The sequence below is a fragment of the Aeromonas sp. 62-46 genome (assembly GCF_001898585.1).
Taxonomy (GTDB): domain Bacteria; phylum Pseudomonadota; class Gammaproteobacteria; order Enterobacterales; family Aeromonadaceae; genus Aeromonas; species Aeromonas caviae.
In genome coordinates, this window is the sequence record NZ_MKUI01000030.1 from 30,803 (window position 1) to 52,892 (window position 22,090).

19 protein-coding genes are annotated in these 22,090 nt (G+C 64.8%); 10 read left to right on the forward strand and 9 right to left on the reverse strand.

Annotated elements, in window-relative coordinates; all coding sequences use genetic code 11:
• Positions 1-8: 8 nt before the first annotated feature.
• From recB to BGO64_RS10165, 5 genes are all read right to left on the reverse strand, one after another.
• The gene (recB, locus tag BGO64_RS10145; RefSeq protein WP_286700620.1) at positions 9-3,623 is read right to left on the reverse strand and encodes an exodeoxyribonuclease V subunit beta; all 3,615 of its coding nucleotides are present in this window, start codon (positions 3,621-3,623) and stop codon (positions 9-11) included.
• Positions 3,623-6,979 (reverse strand): exodeoxyribonuclease V subunit gamma, encoded by a 3,357-nt coding sequence (gene recC / locus BGO64_RS10150; RefSeq protein ID WP_286700621.1) that lies wholly within the window; start codon positions 6,977-6,979, stop codon positions 3,623-3,625. Before recC ends, recB begins: the two co-directional genes overlap by 1 nt.
• A 232-nt stretch (positions 6,980-7,211) precedes the next feature.
• Positions 7,212-7,604: a DoxX family protein gene (locus tag BGO64_RS10155; RefSeq protein WP_010675909.1), complete on the reverse strand. Its 393-nt coding sequence runs from the start codon at positions 7,602-7,604 to the stop codon at positions 7,212-7,214.
• An 82-nt stretch (positions 7,605-7,686) separates the two neighbouring features.
• A complete protein-coding gene (locus BGO64_RS10160; protein ID WP_010675910.1) occupies positions 7,687-8,373 on the reverse strand; it encodes a pirin family protein in 687 nt (228 codons plus the stop codon).
• Between the two features lie 30 nt (positions 8,374-8,403).
• Complete coding sequence (locus BGO64_RS10165; RefSeq protein ID WP_041211883.1) at positions 8,404-8,736, reverse strand: hypothetical protein; 333 nt, start codon at positions 8,734-8,736, stop codon at positions 8,404-8,406.
• Positions 8,737-8,993: 257 nt separating this feature from the next.
• Here BGO64_RS10165 and BGO64_RS10170 point away from each other — a divergent pair, with 257 nt between their 5' ends.
• Together BGO64_RS10170 and BGO64_RS10175 are read left to right on the forward strand one after the other, a co-directional pair.
• Positions 8,994-9,908 carry a LysR family transcriptional regulator gene (locus tag BGO64_RS10170; protein ID WP_010675912.1) on the forward strand — a complete coding sequence of 305 codons (915 nt, stop codon included), beginning with the start codon at positions 8,994-8,996 and terminating at the stop codon, positions 9,906-9,908.
• A gap of 443 nt (positions 9,909-10,351) precedes the next feature.
• Positions 10,352-11,116, forward strand: coding sequence for a helix-turn-helix domain-containing protein (locus BGO64_RS10175; protein WP_010675913.1), 765 nt, complete (start codon positions 10,352-10,354; stop codon positions 11,114-11,116).
• A 48-nt stretch (positions 11,117-11,164) separates the two neighbouring features.
• Here the strand turns inward: BGO64_RS10175 and BGO64_RS10180 are convergent, their stop codons facing one another.
• Positions 11,165-11,977, reverse strand: a complete 813-nt coding sequence (locus BGO64_RS10180; protein ID WP_039040129.1) for a UTRA domain-containing protein — start codon at positions 11,975-11,977, stop codon at positions 11,165-11,167.
• A gap of 183 nt (positions 11,978-12,160) precedes the next feature.
• Between BGO64_RS10180 and BGO64_RS10185 the strand changes: the two genes are divergently transcribed.
• From BGO64_RS10185 to BGO64_RS10210, 6 genes are all read left to right on the forward strand, one after another.
• Positions 12,161-13,207: an ABC transporter substrate-binding protein gene (locus tag BGO64_RS10185; protein ID WP_010675915.1), complete on the forward strand. Its 1,047-nt coding sequence runs from the start codon at positions 12,161-12,163 to the stop codon at positions 13,205-13,207.
• Positions 13,208-13,217: 10 nt separating this feature from the next.
• Complete coding sequence (locus tag BGO64_RS10190) at positions 13,218-14,051, forward strand: alkaline phosphatase family protein (RefSeq protein WP_128343305.1); 834 nt, start codon at positions 13,218-13,220, stop codon at positions 14,049-14,051.
• A complete protein-coding gene (locus BGO64_RS10195; RefSeq protein WP_151028563.1) occupies positions 14,051-14,947 on the forward strand; it encodes an ABC transporter permease in 897 nt (298 codons plus the stop codon). Before BGO64_RS10190 ends, BGO64_RS10195 begins: the two co-directional genes overlap by 1 nt.
• Positions 14,940-15,716: an ABC transporter permease gene (locus tag BGO64_RS10200; RefSeq protein ID WP_039040132.1), complete on the forward strand. Its 777-nt coding sequence runs from the start codon at positions 14,940-14,942 to the stop codon at positions 15,714-15,716. The genes BGO64_RS10195 and BGO64_RS10200 overlap by 8 nt, the downstream gene beginning before the upstream one ends.
• 6 nt (positions 15,717-15,722) lie before the next feature.
• Positions 15,723-16,730: an ABC transporter ATP-binding protein gene (locus tag BGO64_RS10205; protein ID WP_286700622.1), complete on the forward strand. Its 1,008-nt coding sequence runs from the start codon at positions 15,723-15,725 to the stop codon at positions 16,728-16,730.
• 65 nt (positions 16,731-16,795) lie between these two features.
• Positions 16,796-17,455: an HAD family hydrolase gene (locus BGO64_RS10210; RefSeq protein ID WP_286700623.1), complete on the forward strand. Its 660-nt coding sequence runs from the start codon at positions 16,796-16,798 to the stop codon at positions 17,453-17,455.
• Positions 17,456-17,478: 23 nt separating this feature from the next.
• Here the strand turns inward: BGO64_RS10210 and BGO64_RS10215 are convergent, their stop codons facing one another.
• On the reverse strand, positions 17,479-19,083 hold the full coding sequence (locus BGO64_RS10215; RefSeq protein ID WP_182956419.1) for a sensor domain-containing diguanylate cyclase: 1,605 nt from the start codon (positions 19,081-19,083) through the stop codon (positions 17,479-17,481).
• A 110-nt stretch (positions 19,084-19,193) separates the two neighbouring features.
• On the opposite strand from BGO64_RS10215, the gene BGO64_RS10220 reads away from it, so the two are divergent.
• Positions 19,194-19,634: a DUF2214 family protein gene (locus BGO64_RS10220; RefSeq protein ID WP_029314852.1), complete on the forward strand. Its 441-nt coding sequence runs from the start codon at positions 19,194-19,196 to the stop codon at positions 19,632-19,634.
• Between the two features lie 109 nt (positions 19,635-19,743).
• Positions 19,744-20,643: a DMT family transporter gene (locus BGO64_RS10225; RefSeq protein ID WP_042864813.1), complete on the forward strand. Its 900-nt coding sequence runs from the start codon at positions 19,744-19,746 to the stop codon at positions 20,641-20,643.
• Between the two features lie 69 nt (positions 20,644-20,712).
• Here the strand turns inward: BGO64_RS10225 and BGO64_RS10230 are convergent, their stop codons facing one another.
• Together BGO64_RS10230 and BGO64_RS10235 are read right to left on the reverse strand one after the other, a co-directional pair.
• Complete coding sequence (locus BGO64_RS10230) at positions 20,713-21,570, reverse strand: AraC family transcriptional regulator (protein WP_182935122.1); 858 nt, start codon at positions 21,568-21,570, stop codon at positions 20,713-20,715.
• Entirely contained in the window at positions 21,567-22,055 is a 489-nt protein-coding gene (locus BGO64_RS10235; RefSeq protein WP_128296524.1) for a GNAT family N-acetyltransferase, read from the reverse strand. Before BGO64_RS10235 ends, BGO64_RS10230 begins: the two co-directional genes overlap by 4 nt.
• Between the last annotated feature and the right edge of the window lie 35 nt (positions 22,056-22,090).

Below are 22,090 nucleotides of genomic sequence, written 5' to 3' on the forward strand. Positions count from 1 at the left end.
CTCGCCCCTCATGCCTCTGCCTTGTTCGATTTTTCTAAACGATGATCGTCAGACGTCACACCTTTACTAAACAACTCGTCCAGCCCCTGCACCAGTTCCCGGCTGGGCCGGGCATGGAAAATGCCCCCCTGGGGCATGCCGCGCAGGAAGAGATAGAAGACCCCGCCAAAATGCCGGTCGAAATCGTAGCCCGGCAGCCGCAAGGCGAGCAGCCGGTGCAGGGCCAGCGAATAGAGCTGGTATTGCAGATCGTAGCGATGCTCCACCATGGCCCGCTCCAGGGCCGGGCGGCCGTAATCGGCGGGGCTCATACCAAGGTGGTTCGATTTGTAGTCGAGCAGATACCAGCGCCCCTGCCACTCGAACACCAGGTCGATGAAGCCCTTGAGCATCCCCTGCACGGTGGCAAAACCGAGCGGCTTGCCGCCCCGCGACAGGGGGTCGTGCTGCTGGCAGAGTGCGGTGAGCGCCGGTGCCGTCACCCGCCCCATGGGCAGAAAAAACTCCAGCTCCACCTGCTTGCGATCCGCGCTCAAGTCCCGCAGCCGCACCGGATCCCCAAGGCCGGTTTCAAGGGGCGTATCGAGCACCGCTTCCACCTGCCGTTGCAACACCTCGGCCCAGCTCTCGTCGAAGCCATCTTGCGCCAGCAGGGTGGCAATATGCTCTGTCAACGACTCGCCAGCGGCGCTCTGAAAATCGATGGTCTCGAACAGGCTGTGGAGCAGGGTGCCGGGACGCGCCCCTTTCGGGAAGGTGAAGATGGAGGGCGCTGGCGCCTCTTCCACCGCCTCGGCACTGGCGGATTCGGTCACGACTTCGTCATCGAAGCCGGGGTTCGCCAAGACCCCCTTGCCGTGGCCGTTCCCCTGGGCCGCCAGCCCGGAGTAGGAGCTGATCCACCAGTCCCGCTCAAGCTGCCCCTGGAACGCGCGCACGCTGGGCTCCCCCGGCTTCTCCGCTTCGGCGGGCAGCGGGGCCGGGCGGGTGAGCGAGGGCTCACCGACGGCCACCCTCGGCAGGGCCTGGGCCAGGTCGGTGAGGGCGGTCGCCAGTGTCCCGGCGTCCCCCTCCTCCCCCTTTTGCAGCAGGTAGCCGATGGCGGTGCGGTGCAGGTCGGTCTTCTCCGACTTGCCCGCCCCGGAGCGCACCGGCGCCAGCCCGAGCCAGGTGGCATAGACCCCCCGGGTCAGGGCCACGTAGAGCAGGCGCAAGTCTTCGGCGAGGCGCTCCTTGTCGGCCTCGGCCAGGGACTCCTCGGCGCCGGTGAGATCGAGCACGGTGCGATTGCCCGCCTCCCCCGTTTCGTGGAACAGGGGGGTGTCGGCGGCGCGGTGGCTGCAAATGAACGGCAGGAAGACCAGCGGGTACTCCAGCCCCTTGGATTTGTGGATGGTGACGATCTGCACCAGCTTGCGCTCGGACTCCAGGCGAAGTATCTGCTCCCCGTCCTGGCCGTTGGGCTGGCTCACCGCCTCCCCGAGCCAGCGCAGCAGGGCGTACTCCCCGTCCAGCTCGCCGCTCGCCTGTTGCAGCAGTTCGCCGAGATGGAGGAAGTTGGTCAGCCGCCGCTCCCCGTAGGAGCTCGCCAGCAAGGAGGCGGCGAGGTTGCGCCCGTGCATCAGGGCCCGCAGCATGGCCAGCACCCCGTGGCGATGCCAGACCGCGCGGTATCCCATGAACTCCTGCACCGCGCTCTCCCAGGCTCGCTCGTCAGAGGCCAGCGCGTCCAGGGCCCTGGCATCGAGATCGAACAGGCCGGTGGCGAGCGCCGCCCGCAGGCTTCGCTCATCGCTCGGGTTCTGGCAGGCGTGCAGGATCAGCAGGATCTCCCGCGCCTCCACCTGGGCCAGCACGCTCTCGCGGTTCGACAGATAGACGGAGGCGATGGCAAGGCGCGCCAGCTCCTGCTGCACCAGCTTGCCCTCGGCGCCGGTGCGCACCAGCACGGCGATATCCCCGGCCCTGACCGGCTCGCTGCCGAGCATCGCCTTGCCCTCCCGGGCCAGCGTGAGCAGGCGATGGATCTCCGCCGCCGTGGCGCGGGCCATCCTGCTCTGGTACTCCCCCTTGTTGAAGGTGGGCTGACCGGTGAGCTGCCAGCAGTGCAGCACGGGGGCGGTCTGCCCCTCGATCAGCAGTGCCCGGCTCTTGCCCTGCGCCTCCACCGGCAGGAAGGGGATGTCCGCCTCGTAGATGAAGGGATCCTTCGCCCGCTCGAACAGGCCGTTGACCGCCGCCACCAGGGCGCGGCTTGAGCGCCAGTTGCGCCCCAGGGTGTAGTGGGCGCTCACATTTCGCCGCGCCTGGATGTAGGTAAAGATGTCGGCGCCACGAAAGCCGTAGATGGCCTGCTTGGGGTCGCCGATCATCAGGAGCGCCGTGTCCTGGTGACCGCCGTAAAGGCGATGGAAGATGCGGTACTGCTGGGGGTCGGTATCCTGGAATTCATCGATCATGGCGACCCGGTAGGTGGCGCGGATGCGCTCGCACAGCCGCTCCCCCAGGCCCGAGCCGAGCGCCCCGTCGAGATCCCGCAGCAGATCGTCGAAGGAGAGCTGATGGGCCTGGCGCTTGCTCTCCTGCATCCGGCTGCGCACCACCCTGGCCGCCCGCTGCAAGACGAGATCCCGGATGCCGGGTCGGCTCGCCAGCAGGGCGTCTATCTCGCCAAAGAGCGGCAGGGTGGGCACCGTTCCCCCCTTCTTGAGGTTCTCCTCCAGCGCCTGCTGGCCGAAGCGCTCCAGCTCCTTGGGCAGGACGTAGCCGCTGGCCTCGTCCTGCGCCCAGTCGCCAATCTTGGCAAGCCAGCCCTCGTAGTTCTTGCCGGTGTAACGGCTGATCTGCCCCTCGGTCTGGCGGCGGATCTCGTCCGTCTGCGCCAGCCACCCGGCTTTCACCGCCCCGATGCGGGCCATGGCGACGCTGTGCCGCGCCGCCAGGGTCTCGTCCCCCGCCACCGGGCGGATCTCCAGCTCGTCGTTGTCGAGCCAGCTCCCCATCTCCCGCAGCAGGGCGGCGGGGCTCGGCCAGAGCCTTCGCACCGCCCGGGCCAGGGGCTGATCCACCGGATAGAACTCGGCGCGCCAGTAGTCACTCACCGCCTGCAGCCGGAGCCGGCTGTCGTCGGTCAAAAATTCGGTTTCAAAGAGGGCGCCCGACTCGAAGGCGTTCTGCCTGAGCATCCGCTGGCAGAAGCCGTGGATGGTGAAGACCGCCGCCTCGTCCATCTGCCGCTCGGCGGCCAGCAGGCGACGGGCCGCTAGGTCGTGATCCTCCACCTCCACCAGCAGTTGGGCCAGCAGGGTATCCGTGCTGTGACCGCGCATAAAGGCGAGGCGCGCCTCGTGGATGCGGGCGCGGATCCGCCCCCTCAGTTCGGCGGTGGCCGCCTCGGTAAAGGTCACCACCAGGATCTCGGTCACCGACAGGGGCCGCTCGTGGGCACAGGGCTGACCGGCGTCTCCCCCCTCCTCGCCTGCTTGTTCGATAACCGGGCCGTGGCCCAGCAAGAGGCGCAGATAGAGGCCCGCGATGGTATAGGTCTTGCCGGTCCCGGCGGAGGCCTCGATCAGCCGCTCGCCATAGAGGGGAAAACGCAGGGGATTGAGCGGGTTAGCCATTATTGCAACTCCTCCAGCGCCTGATGGAGCGGGGTCAGGTGTTCACGGGCCAACCCCTGCAACTGGGCCAGCACCTCGTCATCGAGTTCGGGGAAGCAGCGGGCGACATAGACGTCCTGCCCCTCTCCCGTCACCATGTAGCCGCCGTTGAAGCGGGCAAGTGCCGCCTTGTCGGCCTCCTCCGGCTTTGCCGGATCCTTCTCGATCCCCTTGAACCACTCCCAGGCGGTGCTCGGGAAGAAGGGCAGCGGCCGCTTCATCCCCTGGGTCCAGAGGGCCACCAGGGCCGCCAACCTGGGCCGCGCCTCGTCCGCCGCAAGCCTTGGCAGCCGCAGACTCTGTTTGGCATCGAACAACAGGGTATCGCCGGGGGCGCTGCTCAATGAGAGGCAAAGGTGCTGGATCCAGGCCAGCAGCAGATCCTTGCCGTTGAAGCTGCCGGGTTTGACCACCAGCGCTCGTCCCTTCTGGGTGTCTATCCAGCCCTGAAGCTGCCCCTGGGCCAGGGCGATGTCGATCTCCACCGCCTGTTTGTCCCCCGTCCAGGGGCGCAGCCGCGCCGCCAGCTTGCCCATCTCGCCGTCGATCTCCTCCAGCAGCAGGCTGCCGAACCACCCTTGCGGCAACAGGCCGGAGAGTTGCAGCCGATGGCGACGGGCCTCGCTCTCCCCTTCGGTCAGATGGGCATCCAGCAGCAGCGCCTTGAGCTGATAATGCTGCAGGCCGTCCAGCTCGAAGGGCTCGCTGTCTTCGATGGTCGCCTCCTCCAGCTCGAACCACACCTTGAGGCGGCGGTTGAGGAAGTACCTGGCTGGCTGGCGATAGAAGCGCAGCAGCTCCGCCAGCTCCAGCCCCTGCTCCCTGCCCCACTCAGCAGGCAGGGGCAGATCGCCGCTCTGGAAGTTGGCGGCCCCCCGCTCCGGGCTCAGGGCCGGCAGCCAGTCGGCGGCATAGGTGAAGAGACCGGAGCCGGGCTCGGGGTAAAAGTAGGCCGGACTGTAGGGGGTGAGGGGGTGCGCCACGATCAGGTGTTCGAGCAGCCGCTGGCCCGAGGTGTCATCGTCGAGATCTTCATCCCCCGCCAGCACGAAGCCCTGGCGCACGTAGTCGATGAGCTCCGCCAGCAGCACGGAGGGCACCTTCTCGCTGTTGTCCTGGGCGCTGAACCCCTGATAGCTGATGTAGAGCCCCTGCTGGGCACTGAGGAGCGCCTCAAGGAAGAGGTAGCGGTCGTCATCCCGGCGGGATCGGTCCCCGCGCCGCGAGGCCACCGCCATCAGATCGAAGCCCATGGGGGGCAGGGTGCGCGGGTAGACGCCGTCGTTCATGCCGAGCAGGCAGACCTGGCGGAAGGGAATGGAGCGCATCGGCATCAGGGTGCAGAAGTTGACCTGACCGGCGAGGAAGCGCTGGCTGGAGCGGGACTCCCCCAGCACGCTGCCGAGGTAGTCCTGCAACAGGTCGGCACTGATGGCCTGCTCGAAGCGGGCCTCGCCGAGCTGGGCCTGCCAGTCGGTGAGCTGGCTGCGGATGAGCTGGAGCTGGCGCTCTTCATCCTCGTCGGCGAGATAGAAGCGCTCCAGCAGCGCCAGCAGGCAGGCGTGCCATTCGGCCAGCGGCTGCGCCTGTTGCAGCCGGGGCAGAAACTCCGCCAGGGAGTCGACGAACCAGGCGAGCTTGCCGAGGATCAGCCCCTGCTGCCCCTCGATGTCCGCATAGGGCAGGATCCCCGCCACCGGCTCCCCGTCCCCCATGGCAAAGCCCAGCAGCATGCGCCTCAGGCCGAACAGCCAACTGTTGCCGGACAGACGCGGCAGCGCGAAGCGCTCGGGATAGTCGTCATCCAGCCCCCAGCGGATGCCGGTCTCCTGCACCCAGCGCCGCAGCACGTTGAACTCGTCGTCGTCCAGCTCGAAGCGGCGCAGCACGGCGGGCACCTCCAGGATGGCGAGCAGCTCCCCCGCCCCGAAGCGGGCGTTCGGCAGCCTGAGCAGGGCGAGGAAACTTTGCAGCAGCGGGCTCTCCTGGCTCGCCGCCCGATCGGAGATCGCAAAGGGGATCTGGCCGCGGGCCCCGCCCCGCCCCTTGCCGCCCTCCTTGCCAAAGACGGCCTGGATGTAGGGGCCGTAGCTGTTGACGTCCGGCATCATCACCACCACGTCTTTGGGGGTGAGGGTGGGATCCTGCTCGAACAGGGCCAGCAGCCGGTCGTGCAGCACCTCGAGCTCCCGCATGGGGCCGTGGCAGGCGTGGATCTGCAGGGTGCCGTCATCCAGGCTGACAGGGCTCTTGTGGTGGCTGGCATCGAGATTGAACTCGCCGGCCCCCCGTTCCGCCAGCTCCAGCACGTCTTTCTGGATGGCCCGCAGCAAGGTGACCTTGCCCTCATCGTCGCGATCCTCGATGTCGACGAAGGCCTCGATCTGCGGCACCTCCAGCTCCATCAGCTGGTGCAGGTAGTCGCGCCCCAGCTTGCCCATGGAGGCGAGCAAGGGGTTGGCGGGGCCCTGCAGGGTCTCGAGATCCGTGCCGGGCTTGAGCTTGTTTTCGAGGCGCGCCAGGGTCTTGCGATCGAGCAAGTCCCCCCAGTAGTAGCGGCAGGGGTTGGTCACAAACAGGTGTACCTCCACCTCGGGGCGGCTGCCGAGGGCCAGCAGTGCCTCCACATAGCGGGGCGGCAGGGCCGAGATGCCGAACACGAAGACCCGTTGCGGCAGCCTGCCCGGCAGATCCCGGGTGCGTTCCAGCTCGTGGATGAAGGCCTCGTAGAGGTTGGCGCGGTGGTAGCCGCTGGGGCTGAGGGCCAGGGTGCGGGCCACCAGCTCGCGCCAGAGCTCGGGCTGCCAATCCTGACCGCTCACTCCGGCCAGCTCCTGGCTCAATCCTTCCCCCTCTTCCCAGCGGGCGATCCAGTCCGGCCGGTAGACCAGATACTGGTCGAACAGATCCGCCACCTTCTGGCAGAGCTGCCAGAGCCGCACCTGCTCCGGCGCCGCCCCGTCACTGCCCCCCAGATAGGCCGCGAGGGGCGCAAAGGCGGGTCTGCCGAGCAGAGTGGGCAGAATGGTCATCAGGTGCCAGCTCATGGCCCCCTTGTTGTAGGGGCTCTGGCGCGGCACGTCCGCCAGCACCCGGGTGAACATCTCCCAGATGAAACTCGCGGGCAGGGGAAAGTCGATGTTGGCGGCGATGCCGAACGCCTTGGCCAGCTCCAGCTTGAGCCACTGGGCCATGCCGGGACTCTGCACCAGGATCTGCTCCCGATCGAAGGGGTGGGAGAGCGGAGCCTGCCGGATGCGGCTCACCAGCAGCTCTTTGAGCAGGTCCAGCTGATTGGAGTGGTAGAGGGTAAACATGGACGACTCCCGCCAATTTCATGAAGAGGGGGTGCGCGGGGGGGCACTCTCTGGCATTCCCGTCACGGCACGCGAATCGGGATTGTCGGGGATCGGGGGATAAGATGCAAAAGGCACTTGTGGCCTCCGGACTGCGCGCCGTCACACAGATGACATCCCCGGGAAGCGGGCACAAAAAAGCCGGTGCAGGGCACCGGCCAAAAGGCGTTGGAAAACTTGAAACGTCAGGGTATTACCAGTGCTTGCCGAGGCGGGCATCCAGGCTGAAAGCCCCTGCACCGGCCGCCGCCAGGGCCAGGAAACCACCGGCCACGGAGACGTTCTTCATGAACATCAGCATCTGCATCTGCTCGGCAGGCTGATAGTGGAAGATGAAGGCGGCCATCAGGGTGAAACCGGCCAGCAACACGGAGAGGCTGCGGGTAAACAGGCCCAGCATGATGGCAAGACCGCCACCCAGCTCCAGCAGGATCACCAGGGGCAGCATGAACCCGGGCACGCCCATGGCTTCCATGTAACCCTGGGTACCGGCGTAACCGCCGATCTTGCCCCAGCCAGCCATCACGAACATCAGCGCCAGCAGTACACGACCCACCAGCAGTGCCACATCTTTCATCTTGTCCATCGTCATATTCCTTTGCTTACCATCATGGTATTTACAGTGTAAAAGCTAATTGTTAACTCATTCATTTCGCCAAGATTTTCTATCAAGGCAGGTCAAACAGCAGGGCTTCACTCCCCCTGGAGGCGGTGAGCACCCAGCTCGACTCGTCGCGGCTGAGCAGCCCGTCGCCGGGTCGGGCAGCCAGACCGTTGCCGGTCAGCTCCCCTGAAATCATGTGCAGGTAACCATGACGCCCTTGCAATGCCCACTCCAGGGTCTCCCCTTCGGCAAGCTGCAGCCGCCATACGCGGGCCTGCTGGCGGATCCTGAATGATCCCGCCTCGCCGTCCGGTGACGCCACCAGCGTCATCCCGGGCTTGTTTTCAATCTTCTTCTGCTGATAACCCGGGGTCGTGCCGTGTTCATTCGGCTCGATCCAGATTTGCAGCAGGGAGAGCGGCTCGGTCTGCGAGGGGTTGTACTCGCTGTGCCGGATGCCGGACCCTGCGCTCATCAGCTGGAAATCCCCCGCTGGGATCTGCTCGGCGTGGCCGAGGCTGTCCTTGTGCTCTATGGTGCCTTGCAGCACGCAGGTGAGGATCTCCATGTTGGCGTGAGGGTGGGTCGCGAAACCGCCACCCGGCGCCACCCGATCCTGATTGATGACCCGCAGGGCAGAGTGTCCCATCCATTCCGGGTCATAGTAGTGACCGAAGGAGAAGCTGTGACGGGCATCCAGCCAGCCAAAGTTGGCCTTGCCCCGTGCTTCTGCGGCTCTCAATTTCATCATGGTGTGCTCCTCACTGACCAAGTTGGTTCATTAACGCTGGCGACCGTCACCCAGACCGAAGGGGATGCGGTAGCTGCTGCTTTCGTTGCCCAGGCTCACCGTCAGCTTGCCCTGGGTACGGCTCGGGATGGCGACCTGCTGGGTGCCCATCAGGTTGGCGTGGACGGAAGCCAGCAGATCACCGGACTCGTCGCGCACCTCCAGCATGGGGTTGGCCTTGCCGTCCATCGCGGCGGTGGCGCTCCAGTTGACGAACAGCACGCCCGGGGCGGCATTGAAGTCAGCGGGAACGGAAGCCTGGGCGGCACCTGCGGTCATCAGGCCTGCAACGGCCAGCATCTTGATTACGTTTTTCATGTTCATTCACTCTCTTGGGTTTTATGTCATTGCCAAGGCCCCTTGGGCCCGAATCAATGCATCCATGCAAGAGATCATTCAAATACTATGTTGTTCTTTTGCTGACATCAGACATCGTGTTTGGGGATGCCTCAGCCCGGAACTACCTTTTATTTGGCTGCCAGGCGTTCCTGCCTAAGCGTTGATTGAATATTAAAGTGACTTCCCCTAAGTTGTTAGCGAGATAATCTGGTAAACACATTCAAAAAAATTGAAGGTTGGATATGGCCAAGGAATCGAACAAGGAGCGGGCGCTGACCCTGGAGGCGATCCGGGTGCTGGACGCCATCGACCGTCGTGGCAGCTTCGCGGCGGCGGCCGACGAGCTGGGCAAGGTGCCCTCGGCACTGAGCTACACGGTACAAAAGCTGGAAGACGAGCTGGACGCCATGCTGTTCGACCGCAGCGGCCACAGGACCAAGTTCACCCCGGCGGGCCGCATGCTGCTGGAGCGGGGCCGGGTGCTGCTGGAGGCGGCCGAGCACCTGGTGGGGGAGACCCGGGCCCTCTCCCGTGGCTGGGAGACCGACATCACCATCGCCGTCGATGCCTTGATGCCGGTACAGGCTCTCTACCCCCTGGTGGATCGGCTGGCCGAACAGACCGATACCCGGCTGAGGTTTCGCGCCGAGGTGCTGGCGGGTAGTTGGGAGTGCCTGGAGGATGGCCGCGCCGACCTGCTCATCTCCTCCCTCAATGCCGATATCGCCATGACCGGTATCAAGCACCAGGTGCTCAGGGAGGAGGTGATGCTCTACGTCGCCCATCCCGATCACCCCCTGCATCAGGAACCCGAGCCCCTGGCGGACGAGACCCTGCGCCGCTATCGCGCCATCGCGGTGGCCGACACGGCGCTGCGCAAGCCGGTGCTCACCTACCGCCTGCTCGACAAGCAGCCGCGCCTGACCGTCAGCACCATGGGGGAGAAGCGGGACGCCCTGCTGGCGGGGCTCGGCATCGGCACCATGCCGCAACGCTGGATTGAAGAGGACATCAAGGCGGGCAGACTCAAGGTGATCAGTCCCGAATATCGCCACCAGATCCAGGTCGTGCTGGCCTGGCGGCGAGACACCATGGGCAAGGCCAAGAGCTGGCTGGTGCGGGAGATCCCCAAGCTGTTTGCCGGTCAGGGGGAATAAAGGACTGCCTTCCGGGGTCGGTGGCGCAGGAAGTACCAAAACTGCGCCCCATTCTTGACGACGGGCTCAGATTCGGAGAAAAGAAAAAAAGCGGACCTCTTGCGAGTTCCGCTCAATGCCAGGAAAGAATAAAACCTTGCGGTTAAAAAAACCCTTAAATTGGAAGCAAACAATCGTTTTCTCAACCAGGAAGGTATTGAATCCGATTCGTGTTGAATTATGTGCGATGTAATATGCATCACCAGCAAAATGTTGAAAGGTTGAAGGATATGCACCACCGAGTGTCATTTTCTGCCACCTTGCACCACAACTGGTCAGGCCATTTCCGCCATTATCACCGGGTTACCCTCCTCTGGTTTTTCTAGGTGTCAAAATTTGAGCCCGATACAGACAAACCACTCAATTTCTGACACGACTAAAAATGCAGATAAAGGAATAGTTGCATGACCTACAGCCAGACACTGGCCAATCATATCCTCGACACCCTGAAGAAAACCCTGACTGACAAGGGGATCCGCTATCAGACCCTGGCAGAAGCCATGGGGGTTTCCATCGCCACCGTGAAGCGCATGATGAACAAGCCCTCCCTGCCGTTCGACACCCTGCTGGAGATCTGCCATCTGGTGGGACTCTCCTTCGAAGAGCTGCTGGACCGGACCCAGGATGCCCAGAGCCGCCGGGCCGTCTTTACCCAGGAGCAGGATGAGGCGTTTCACAAGGAGCCGGGGCTCTATGCCTTTCTCGCCAACATCTTCTGGCGCGACAAGACCCTCATCGATCTCAAGCGGGAGTACGGCCTGACCGATGCCTCCTGCTACCTCTATCTGCGCAAGCTGGAGAAACTCGGCATCCTGCAGCTTGGCATCGACAACAGCTACCACTTCCTCATCAGCGAGCGCATCAGCTTCGAGCAGCACAGCCGTTTCGCCCGCCAGCAGGCGCGCCAGGCCATGTCGGTGCTGGGGGACTATCTGGTGGAGAACATGCACAGGCCCAACAACTACATGGCGCTGTGCCAGCTCCATCTGGGAGAGAGCGAGGCCATGGCGCTGATCGATCGCATGAAGGAGTACTGGCATCAGGAGCTCAAGCTCAACCGCCCCGCCATCGGCCAGCGGGAGGGCAGCAAGACCTACACCATGTCGCTGCAACTGGCGGACTGCGGCTACCAGAGCTTCGACGATCTGATCCCCAACATCGACAACTGATCCCGGTGGATCCTGCGGGATCCGCCATGTCAGGTCGCCAGAACGCCGCTACTCTGCCAGTTGCACCTGCCGCGCGCCGGTGGCGAGCGGTTGCAGTGCCCGGGTATCCAGGCAGATGCGGATGGCGTCCGGTCGCCAGTGCTCGATGTCGCAATCCACCAGCTTCCCTTCCTCGTCATGATTGACCCGCACCAACCGCAGCACGGCACTCCCCTGGGCCAGGTTGAGGGCGCGGGCTATCTCTCCCCGGGCCGCCGACGGGGTGATCTCGAGGCTCGCCCAGCCCTGGCCTATGCCATAGCGCTGCCGGTAGAGTTCGGTGAGGGAGCTGGCCAGGGGAGCGCTGGCGATGCCGGGGAAGCGGCTCGCCAGCAGGTGATGGCTGACGTGGAGCACGGGGCGACCGTCGATCAGCCGCTGGCGGCGGATTTCGTAGAGCGGCGTAAAGGGTTCCAGACCCATCCAGCGGCACAACTCGCTGCTGGCAAGCTGGTTGCCATGAGCCAGCACCCGGGTCTCGGCGGTGCGCTGCTGCTCGCCAATCCACTGGTGAAAGTGGGTGTGGATGGCGGGATCGTAGGTGAGGCGAGGCGGCGCCACGAACCAGCCGCGCCGCTCGGCCCGGTAGATGAGGCCGTCCGCCTCGAGGCTGGAGAGCGCCTCCTTGATGGTGATGCGGGTGGTGGCGAAGCGCTCGCTCAGCGCCCGTTCGGCGGGCAGCTGCTGCCCCGCCGCCAGGTGTCCGCTGCCGATATAGCGGCGCAGGGTCCGGCAAATCTGTTCGCACTTGGAGGGTGTGCGGCCATCGGCCATCCCCTGTTCACTCAATCGCTCTGTCACTGTCACATCCCTGTCGGTCATTCGGGTTTGCACACCACTGGAGTAGACCAGAGGTTGTCGACCCCGAGTTGTAACCGCCCCTGATGACAGCGCCATGACAGGGCGATTGTCACGAAACTGCCATCAAAGCGCCCCGCCACCGTCATATTTCCCCTCTAGCATCCCTCTCGAACCTTAACTGACCTAGTCCAGAGGGATGGGATGATGAAAAGCGTGATCGCAAGTGCACTGGCCCTGGTGGCCATCAGTCAACCGCTGTTTGCCGCCGAGAACATCGCGGATCTCGAAAAAGCCGCCCGCGGTGAGGGCCAGCTCCAGAGCGTCGGCATGCCGGACAGCTGGGCCAACTGGAAGGATACCTGGCAGCAGCTCGGCAGCATCTACGGCATCAAGCATCAGGATACCGACATGAGCTCCGCCCAGGAGATCGCCAAGTTCGCCGCCGAGAAGGCCAACGCCACCGCCGACATCGGCGACGTGGGCGGTGCCTTCGGCCCGGTCGCGGTCAAGCAGGGGGTCACCCAGCCCTACAAGCCCTCCACCTGGGCCGACATTCCGAACTGGGCCAAGGATGCGGACGGCCACTGGATGCTGGCCTATACCGGCACCATCGCCTTCCTGATCAACAAGGATCTGGTCAAGGCCGCCCCCACCAGCTGGCAATCCCTGCTGGGTGGCGACTACAAGGTGACCCTGGGTGACGTGGGCGTCGCCTCCCAGGCCAACAACGGCGTGCTGGCGGCGGCCTATGCCACCGGCGGCAGCGAGAAGAATCTGAAACCCGCCCTGGATCTGTTCGGCAAGCTGGCCAAGCAGGGCCGTCTGTCGCTGAACGACCCGACCATCGCCAACATCGAGAAGGGCGAAGTGGAAGTGGGGGTGCTGTGGGACTTCAACGCCCTCAACTACCGCGACCAGATCGACCCCAAGAAGTTTGATGTGGTGATCCCGAGCGACGGCTCCGTCATCGCCGGCTACACCACCATCATCAACAAGTGGGCCAAGAACCCCAACGCCGCCAAGCTGGCGCGGGAATACATCCTCTCCGATGCCGGTCAAATCAACCTGGCCCGTGGCTACGCCCGCCCCATCCGCAGCAACGTGACCCTGCCGGATGACGTGAAAGCCAAGCTGCTGCCGGCCGAGCAGTATGCCAATGCCAAGCCGGTGCAGGATCACGCCGCCTGGGAGCAGAGCTCCAAGGCCCTGCCGCGCCAGTGGCAGGAAACCGTCATGATCAACATGCAGTAAGGAGTGGCCAGTGCAACACAAGGTGATAGTGGTACTTGTGGATGGCCTGGCAGCAGAGGTAGCCCATTGCATGGGCTACCTCTGTGGCATGGTGGAGGCAGAGCGCGGCCTGCATACGACCCTGAGTGCCGCCCTGCCCTCCCTCTCCCGCCCTCTCTACGAGTGCATCCTGACCGGCCTGCCGCCGGTGGCGAGCGGCATCACCCACAACGGGGTGACGCGCCTGAGCCAACACGACTCCATCTTCCATCTGGCCCGGGCCGCGGGTAAACGCACCGCAGCGGCGGCCTACCACTGGGTGAGCGAGCTCTACAACCAGAGCCCCTGGCTGGCGGCCCGCGATCGCTTCACTCACGATGAGCAACTGCCCATCCAGCACGGCTGCTTCTACTGGGATGACGCCTACCCCGACAGCCACCTGCTGATGGACGGCGAGTGGCTGCGCAGCCAGTACGACCCCGATTTTCTGCTGATCCACCCCATGGGAGTGGACGATGCGGGCCACCAGTTTGGCCTCGATTCCCGCCAGTACCGCAATCAGGCGCGCCGCATGGACAGCCTGCTGGCCGACCTGCTGCCCCAGTGGCTGGCAGAGGGGTATCAGGTGGTGATCACCTCGGATCACGGCATGAACAACGATCTCAGCCATGGCGGCACCCTGGCCGAGGAGCGCACCGTGCCGCTCTGGCTCTTTGGCGATGCCTTCGTCGAGCGCTGGCCGGATGGGGTGGCGATCGCCCAGACCCAGCTCTGCGCCCTGATGGCGGATCTGCTGGGAGTTCCCCACGACAAGCCGGCAGCCCCCCCGCTGCTCAAGGCGGCCTTTATGCGCGAGGTGCACTGATGATGCCTGCCACCACCGAGATCCTCGCGGATCAACAGGTGAAGCCACGCCGGGTGCGCCGCCACTGGCTGCCGGCCCTGGTGCTGCTGCCCTTTGTCCTCTTGATGATCCTGTTTCAGCTCGCCCCCATGGTGTGGGTGCTGGTGGGCAGCGTCCAGACCCCTGATGGCTGGGGTCTCGACCATTACCGGGAGATTTTGAGCTCCCCCTTCTATCTGCAATCCTTCGGCAACTCCTTGCGCATCGCCGGCATCGCCAGCCTGGCGGGGCTCGCCATCGGCACCCTGGGGGCGGCGGCGCTGCGCCACAGCGGCGAGCGGGTCAAGCGGGTGCTGCTGGCCTTCGTCACCATGACCGGCAACTTCAGCGGCGTGCCGCTGGCGTTCGCCTTCATCATCGTGCTCGGCATCAATGGCGCGGTGACCCTGCTGCTCAAATCCTGGGGCCTCATCGATGGCTTCAACCTCTACTCGGGCAGCGGCCTTATCCTGATTTACACCTACTTCCAGATCCCCCTCGCCCTGCTGCTGCTCTACCCGGCATTCGACGCCCTGCAGGAGGAGTGGCCCCAGGCCGCCGCCCTGCTGGGTGCGAGCAAGGGGCAGTATGTGTGGCACGTGGCGCTGCCGGTGCTCACCCCCGCCCTGCTCGGCACCCTGATCATCCTGTTTGCCAACGCGGTGGGGGCCTATGCCTCCGCCTACGCCCTCACCACCGGCAACTTCAATCTGGTGACCATCCGGGTGGCCAGTCTGGTCTCCGGCGACATTTTCCTCGAACCCAACCTGGCGGCGGCGCTGGCGGTGATCCTGATGGTATTGCTGGGGGTGGTGACAGCCGCCAACCAGTGGCTGCTGAAAAAGAGCTATGTGAACAAGGGGCAATCCCATGCATGATTTGACACCGCGCTGGCCCAGATGGGTGCTGGGGGCGCTGGTCGCCACCCTGCTGCTGCCGCTGCTGGCCACCTTTCTCTACTCCATCTCCACCCGCTGGGGGGCGACCCTGCTGCCGGATGGCTTCACCCTCGACTGGTATCTCAAGCTGTGGGGCGACCCGCGCTTTCTGGCGGCCTTTGGCCGAAGCCTCCTGGTCTGCTTCGCCACCCTGCTGCTGGGGACCCTGGTGCTGGTGCCCACCGTGCTGGTGGTGGCCTACTACTTCCCCAGACTGGATCCCTGGATGAACCTCTTGATCCTGCTCCCCTTCGCGGTGCCGCCCGTGGTCTCCTCGGTGGGCTTGCTGCAGATTTACGCCGACGGCGTGCTGCCGATTATCGGCACGCCCTGGATCCTGATCGGGACCTGGTTCACCGTGGTCCTCCCCTTCATGTACCGGGCGCTGGCCAACAGCCTGCAAGGGGTGCCGCTCAAGGATCTGATGGATGCCGCTCACCTGCTGGGGGCGAGCAGCGCCCGCGCCTTCCTGCTGGTGGTGATCCCCTGCCTGCGCAAGGGGCTGCTGGCGGCGCTGTTTCTCTCGCTGTCCTTCCTGCTCGGCGAGTTCGTGTTTGCCAACATGCTGGTGGGCACCCGTTACGAGACCCTGCAGGTCTACCTCTACAACATGCGTGCCACCTCGGGCCACTTCACCAGCGCCCTGGTGATGAGCTACTTCCTGCTGACCCTGCTGCTCACCTGGGCAGCCAACAGATTTCATCGGTGAATCAACATGTTCCATCTAGAAGTGAATCAACTGCACAAATCCTACGGCGACACCAAGGTGTTCGAGGGAATTGAATTCGGCATCCGCAAGGGGGAGCTGGTGACCCTGCTCGGCCCCTCCGGCTGCGGCAAATCCACCCTGCTGCGGGCGCTGGCCGGGCTCATCCCGGTGGATGGCGGTCAGGTGCGGGTGGCCGGTGAGGACATTACCTGGCAGGCACCTCAGAAGCGGGGCATCGGCATGGTGTTCCAGAGCTATGCGCTCTTCCCCAACATGACGGTGTGGGACAACGTCGCCTTCGGCCTCAAGATGAAGCCCCAGCCGGGGCGGGATCTCGCCGCCAGCGTGCAGGAGGCGCTGGCGCTGGTGGAGCTGACCGGCTTCGAGCGCCGCTATCCGGGCGAACTCTCCGGCGGCCAGCGCCAGCGGGTGGCGCTGGCCCGGGCGCTGGTGGTGCAGCCACGGATCCTGCTGCTGGATGAGCCGCTCTCGGCGCTGGATGCCCGCATCCGCCGCAGCCTGCGCCAGCAGATCCGCGAGATCCAGCAGCGCCTCGAGCTCACCACCATCTTCGTGACCCACGATCAGGAGGAGGCGCTGACCCTGTCGGATCGGATCTTCCTGATGAACAAGGGATCCATCGTCCAGAGCGGCACGCCGGAGCAGATCTACACCCGCCCCGCCAGCGAGTTCGTGGCGGGCTTTATCGGCAACTACAACCTGCTGGGTGGCGAGCAGGCCAAATCCCTGTTCGGCCCGCGCTTTCGCGGCAAGCTGGCGCTGCGGCCGGAGTCCATCACCCTGCTGCCCGCAGGGGCGGTCAGCCACGAGCCCAGCCTGCCCGGCATCGTTCGCCAGCAGCAGCTGCTCGGCAACGTCATCCGCTATCAGGTGGAGTGCGAGGCGGGGCTGTTGACGGTGGATTGCCTCAACCGCCATGCCGGCGATCTGCTGCCAGTGGGCAACGCCGTGACCCTGGTGGTGGCCCGGGATCAACTCTGTGAGGTAGCATAACGCCATGAATCCCATTCATTTTTCAGCCAGTACCCCGATGCTGGCAGCCAACCCGAGGAGCAGCCATGGCCCTGGCACTGTTTGATCTGGACGAGACCCTGATAGCGGGGGATTCCGCCAGCCTCTGGCTGGAGTACATGGTGGCCCAGGAGCTGGCCCCGGCGGGCATGGTGGCCGAGGAGCAGGCCATGATGTCCCTCTACCATCAGGGCAAGATGGACATGCACCAGTACATGGCCTTCACCCTGCAACCGCTGGCAGGCAGGACGCGCCAGTGGCTCGACTCCCTCTGCACCCGCTTTGCCGAACAGGTGCTGCGGGAGCGCATCTATCCAGAGGGGCTGGCTCGCATCGAGTGGCACCGCCAGCGTGGCGACGAGCTGGTGCTCATCTCCGCCTCCGGCGAGCATCTGGTGGCCCCCATGGCGCAGATGCTGGGGATGGATCACTGCGTGGCCATCCTGCTCGACGAGGAAGCCGGCATGCTGACCGGCCAGACCCGCGGCACCCTGAGTTTTCGCGAAGGCAAGGTGGCCCGCATCAACCAGCTCTTTGCCGGAAAGGAACACCTCTGGCAGGGGAGCTTCGGCTACAGCGATTCCCACAACGATCTGCCCATGCTGCAGGCGGTGAGCCATCCCCATGTGGTCAATCCGGCCCCCGCCCTGCGCCAGTGCGCCGAGGAGCTGGGCTGGCCCCTCTGGACCTGGCAGTTGCACCCTTGATCCGCGCAATGAAGAAGAGGCCCTCAGGCCTCTTCTTTGCTCAACATGCCATCCCCTGAGGGCGAGTCGTCCCGGGGAGCCAGGGGATCCACCATGTAGATGCGATTCTTGCCGTCACCCTTGGCGCGATAGACCTCGGCATCGACCATGGTCAGCAGGCTCCTGGCCCCAAGCCCGGGGGCACTCGCCACCAGGCCGCCGCTGAAGGTGATCCCAAGACCGGGTTCACGCCAGTGCAGGGAGGCCACCCCAATCCTGTACTGCTCCAGCAGCATCTGGCAGAAGTGGATATCGGGATTGGCAAACAGCACCACCAGCTCTTCCCCGCCATAGCGGCATACCCAGCCATGATCCCCCAGCAGCTTGGCGCCAAAACTGGCCACCCGCTTGAGCACCACGTCCCCGGTCTGGTGACCATAGGTGTCATTGATCCGCTTGAAACCGTCCAGATCGATCATGGCCAGGCAGAAGCTCTCCTGATCGAGCAGCAGCCGATTCAACCGCTCGTCGAAGAAGCGCCGGTTGTAAAGGCCGGTCAGCTTGTCGAGGTTCGCCTGCTGGCGCACCTCGTGATAATCCTTGCTCACCTCCGCCAGCTCGGCATAGACGTGCCTGAGCTCGCGCATCCCCCCCTGGTGCACCTCGTCAGGCTGGGTCCGGCTGGCCCGGATCACGGTGGAGATCTCGTCCAGCATCCGCCTGAAATAACGGGACCAGATCAGTGCCAGCACCATGTAGAGCACGCTGGCCAGCACGATGATCCCGAGCACGTTGAGGGAGGCACTCGCCACCACCGCCTGGATGCTGGAGGCGGGCAACACGCTGATCAGCACCCAGTTGTGGTCCGGCAGGCGGCTGTAGGCCACGAACTGGCGAGACGCCTGATCCAGGAAGATGCCGTCCTCCCCGCTGAAGCGGGAGAGCCAGGTCGGGTGGGTCATGGGCTTGAGCAGTTGTGAGGGATCGGGGTGGGCCAGCACCTTGCCCGACTGGTTGACGATCATCTGGTAACCGCTGTTCCACTGCCGGTTCAGCTGGGCGGAGAAGGGGGCCAGGATGGCATCCACCGCGAAGACCCCCCGCACCTTGCCCTCCTTGTCGGTGATGGCCCGCGCCAGGGCGATCACCAGCGTGCCGTTGGTGTAGTCGTAGTAGGGTTCGGTCCAGACCATCTTGCCCACATGCTGGCTGGCCAGCTGATACCAGGGGCGCAGCCTGGGATCGAAGTCCGCATCCGCCTGCCATTCGGGGTAGATCAGCATCTGGCGCTCGGCGGTGCCCACATAGATGTAGATGAGATCCGCCATCACCCCCTTGTAGAGACGCCACTCCCTGAGATAGGAGTCGGTGTTGCGCAGACGGGGGCCGCTGATGTCCTCCACCTTGACCTGGTCGTAGATGAGGGAGAACTGACGCTCCATCTCGTTCAGGTAGGGCTCGATGAAGACGTGGCGCAACTGGTGATTGGTGGCGAGCAGGCGCTGTTGCAGCTCTCGCTGCAGGCTGCGCTCCATGTGCAGGTAGTAGATCGCGCCCAGCATCAGGACGGGAATGAAGAGCAGAAGCAGGCCCAAGCGCATCCGTGCCACCAGGGACCAGGTCTTTTTGGAGACTGCTCGCTTATCCAACCCTGACTCCATGCTATCCCCTGACATCGTGTAGTGTCAGAATATCAGCCCCACCTGATGGCGTCCAAAGGGAAGCGCATCAGGTGGCCAACGAGAAGGAACTGGCCTGGATGTTGAAACCGGAACTGCTGACTGCCCTCCATTACTGCGCCGTGATCACCCTGACCGGTGCCATCACCTCGGAGTATTTCCTGTTCCGGCGCGGCATGTCCATCGAGCAGGTGCGCAAGCTGCTGCTGGCTGACAGCCTGGCCGCCCTGGCCCTGCTGCTCATCTTCATCACGGGCGTGCTGCTGGTGGTCGCCCATCCCCAGCCACCGGCCATCCTGTTTGCCAATCCGGGTTACCGCACCAAGCTGCTGATGTTCTTCGCCATGGCCATCAGCTTTGGCTATCCCAGCCGGCTGTTCCACCACTGGCGCCGATCCTTGCGCCAGGGACGGGCTCCCCTTGTCTCCACCCAGCAGCAGTTCTGGGTGATCTGGATCCTTAGGGGCAACCTGCTGCTGCTCGCCCTGCTGCCCCTGCTCGCCAAGCTGGCCAGCCGCTGATCCTGCCCTCGCCCGGCAACAAATGGCTGACGACAAACGCCCCTTCTCGCAGGTATCGTAATGGCGGGGCCCGAGTGCCGCCGAGACTCTTTCTCAGGGATGATTCCGTATGCGTTCAAACATGATGTTATTGATGGCCGCCGCCATCTGGGGGCTGGGCTTCGTCGCCCAGCGTCTGGGGATGGATCACATGGGGCCCTTCACCTTCAACGGCCTGCGTTTCCTGCTGGGCGCCCTCTCCCTGCTGCCGCTCTTGTGGTGGCTCAAGTCACGCCAGCCGCCCCAGCCTGCCGGTGATCACCGCCTGCTGCTGACCGGGGGCCTCATCGCCGGCACCGTGCTCTTTTCCGCCGCCTCCCTGCAACAGGTGGGGCTGCTCTACACCACGGCCGCCAAGGCGGGCTTCATCACCGGTCTCTACATCATCCTGGTCCCCGTCATCGGCCTGGCCCTGCGCCACAAGACCGGGGCCAACACCTGGGTAGGCGCCCTCATCGCCATGGCCGGGCTCTACTACCTCAGCGTCACCGAGGAGTTCACCATCGGCTACGGCGATCTGCTGCAAGTGATCGGGGCCCTGTTCTGGGCCGTGCACCTGCTGGTGCTGGATCACTACTCGAACCGGGTCGCCCCCATTCGCCTTGCCGGGGTGCAGTTCGTGGTGTGCGGCCTGCTCAGCCTGGCCACGGCCTTCGTCATCGAGACCCCGACGGCGAGTGGTGCCGTGGCGGGCTGGCAGGCGCTGCTCTACGCCGGTCTGGTCTCGGTCGGCATCGGCTATACCCTGCAGGTGGTGGGGCAGCGCGGTGCCCATCCGGCCCATGCCGCCATCATCCTCAGCCTGGAGACGGTGTTCGCCGCCATCGGCGGTGTCCTGCTGCTGGGGGAACATCTGGACGAACGGGCCGTGGTCGGCTGCGCCCTGATGCTGGCGGGGATGCTCATCTCCCAGATCCGCCTGCGCTGGTGGTGGAAGTCCCGCCGCAACAAGGTGCCCAGCCAGCCCTGATATCTGCGGTGGTCATTGACCCCAAATAAAACGAGGCGCCCTTGGGCGCCTCGTTTTATTGCCGCCTGCCTAGCGCACGCTGGAGCAGAAGCTCACGTCATCCCGCAGGGGGTCATTGCTCACGCTGTGATAGAGCTCGAAGCAGGGGCCGTCCCCAAAGGCGAGCCCAGCCGCGACGATATCGCCGATGTGCTCCTGCCAGCGCTCCCCGTACTGGCTGCGATCCGTGATGAGGTAGCGGGACTGGGCGTAGCGTCCGGCGGGGATGAGCTGAATTTCCACCTCCCCCGCCCCAAGAGTACCTACCGGCACGCTGATGCCGATATCGGTGCGGCACTGGGCCGGCGGCGTCACCTCGGGGTTGTCGTGGTAGATGAAGATCCACTCTCCCCCTTCCAGGCCACGGGGCGCGGCCCACTGGTGAAGGCGATGGCAGACGGCGTCATACCCTTCGCCATAGGGGCCGGTCACGCGGATATAGGCCAGGGTGCGGGCGTCCATCTCGACGGTGTTCATGGTGTTGCTCCTTGCTGATGAGTGGCCTTCAGCATAAGGGAGTGCCCCTTGCCATGCGTGTCCTTCCTTGCGATCCAGGTGTCCGTTCTTGCCCTTGTCGCGGCGAAACGCCCCCGGAGTGCAACCATAGTGACGACGAAACGCCTTGGCGAAAGCCTGGGAGCTGCCAAACCCCGCCCCCAGAGCGATGGCGGTGACGCTGGCATCGGTGTAGCAGAGCTGCCAGGCCGCCCGCTGCATCCGCAGGCGGCGGCACATCTCGCCGGGGGCCTCCCCCACCACGGCGGTGAATACCCGGTGGAAGTGGTAGAGGGAGAGGCAGGCGCGACTCGCCAGCGCCTCGATGGAGAGATCCGGATCCTGCTCCAGTGCCCGCAGCACCGGCGTCAGGCGCTCGCGATAGTCGATCATCGGCGCACCCTGGCCATGTAGAGGGCATCCACCAGCACCCCATGACGCAGGCCGTAATCCCGGGCTACGCCCTCCTCCACGAAGCCCGCCTTGCGATAGAGGGCCAGGGCCGCCTGATTGTCGGCCCAGACCGTCAGCTCCACCCGCGTCAAGCCGAGCCAGTTGTCCGCCAGATCCAGCGCAGCCTGCATCAGGGCAGTGCCCACCCCGCGCCCGGCCCAGTCATCGTGCACCGCCATGCCGATGCTCGCCACGTGGCGGCGACGGGGGGCCGGCTCCACCATCAGGACCAGCGCGCCCGCCACCTCCCCCTCGCACTCCGCCAGCAGGCTGTAGATGCCATCCCGCGGGGTCAGCTTCTGCTCCCACTGCTGCAGGGAGGGGAAGGGAAGTTGCAGGGTGCCCGCCTGGGCATGGGGCATGGCGTGAAGATCCCGCAGGGCGGCGGCATCTTCCGGCCCGGCGCGGCGAATGGTGATGGACATGAGACCTCCTGATTGGCTGAATCCCATCTTGCCGC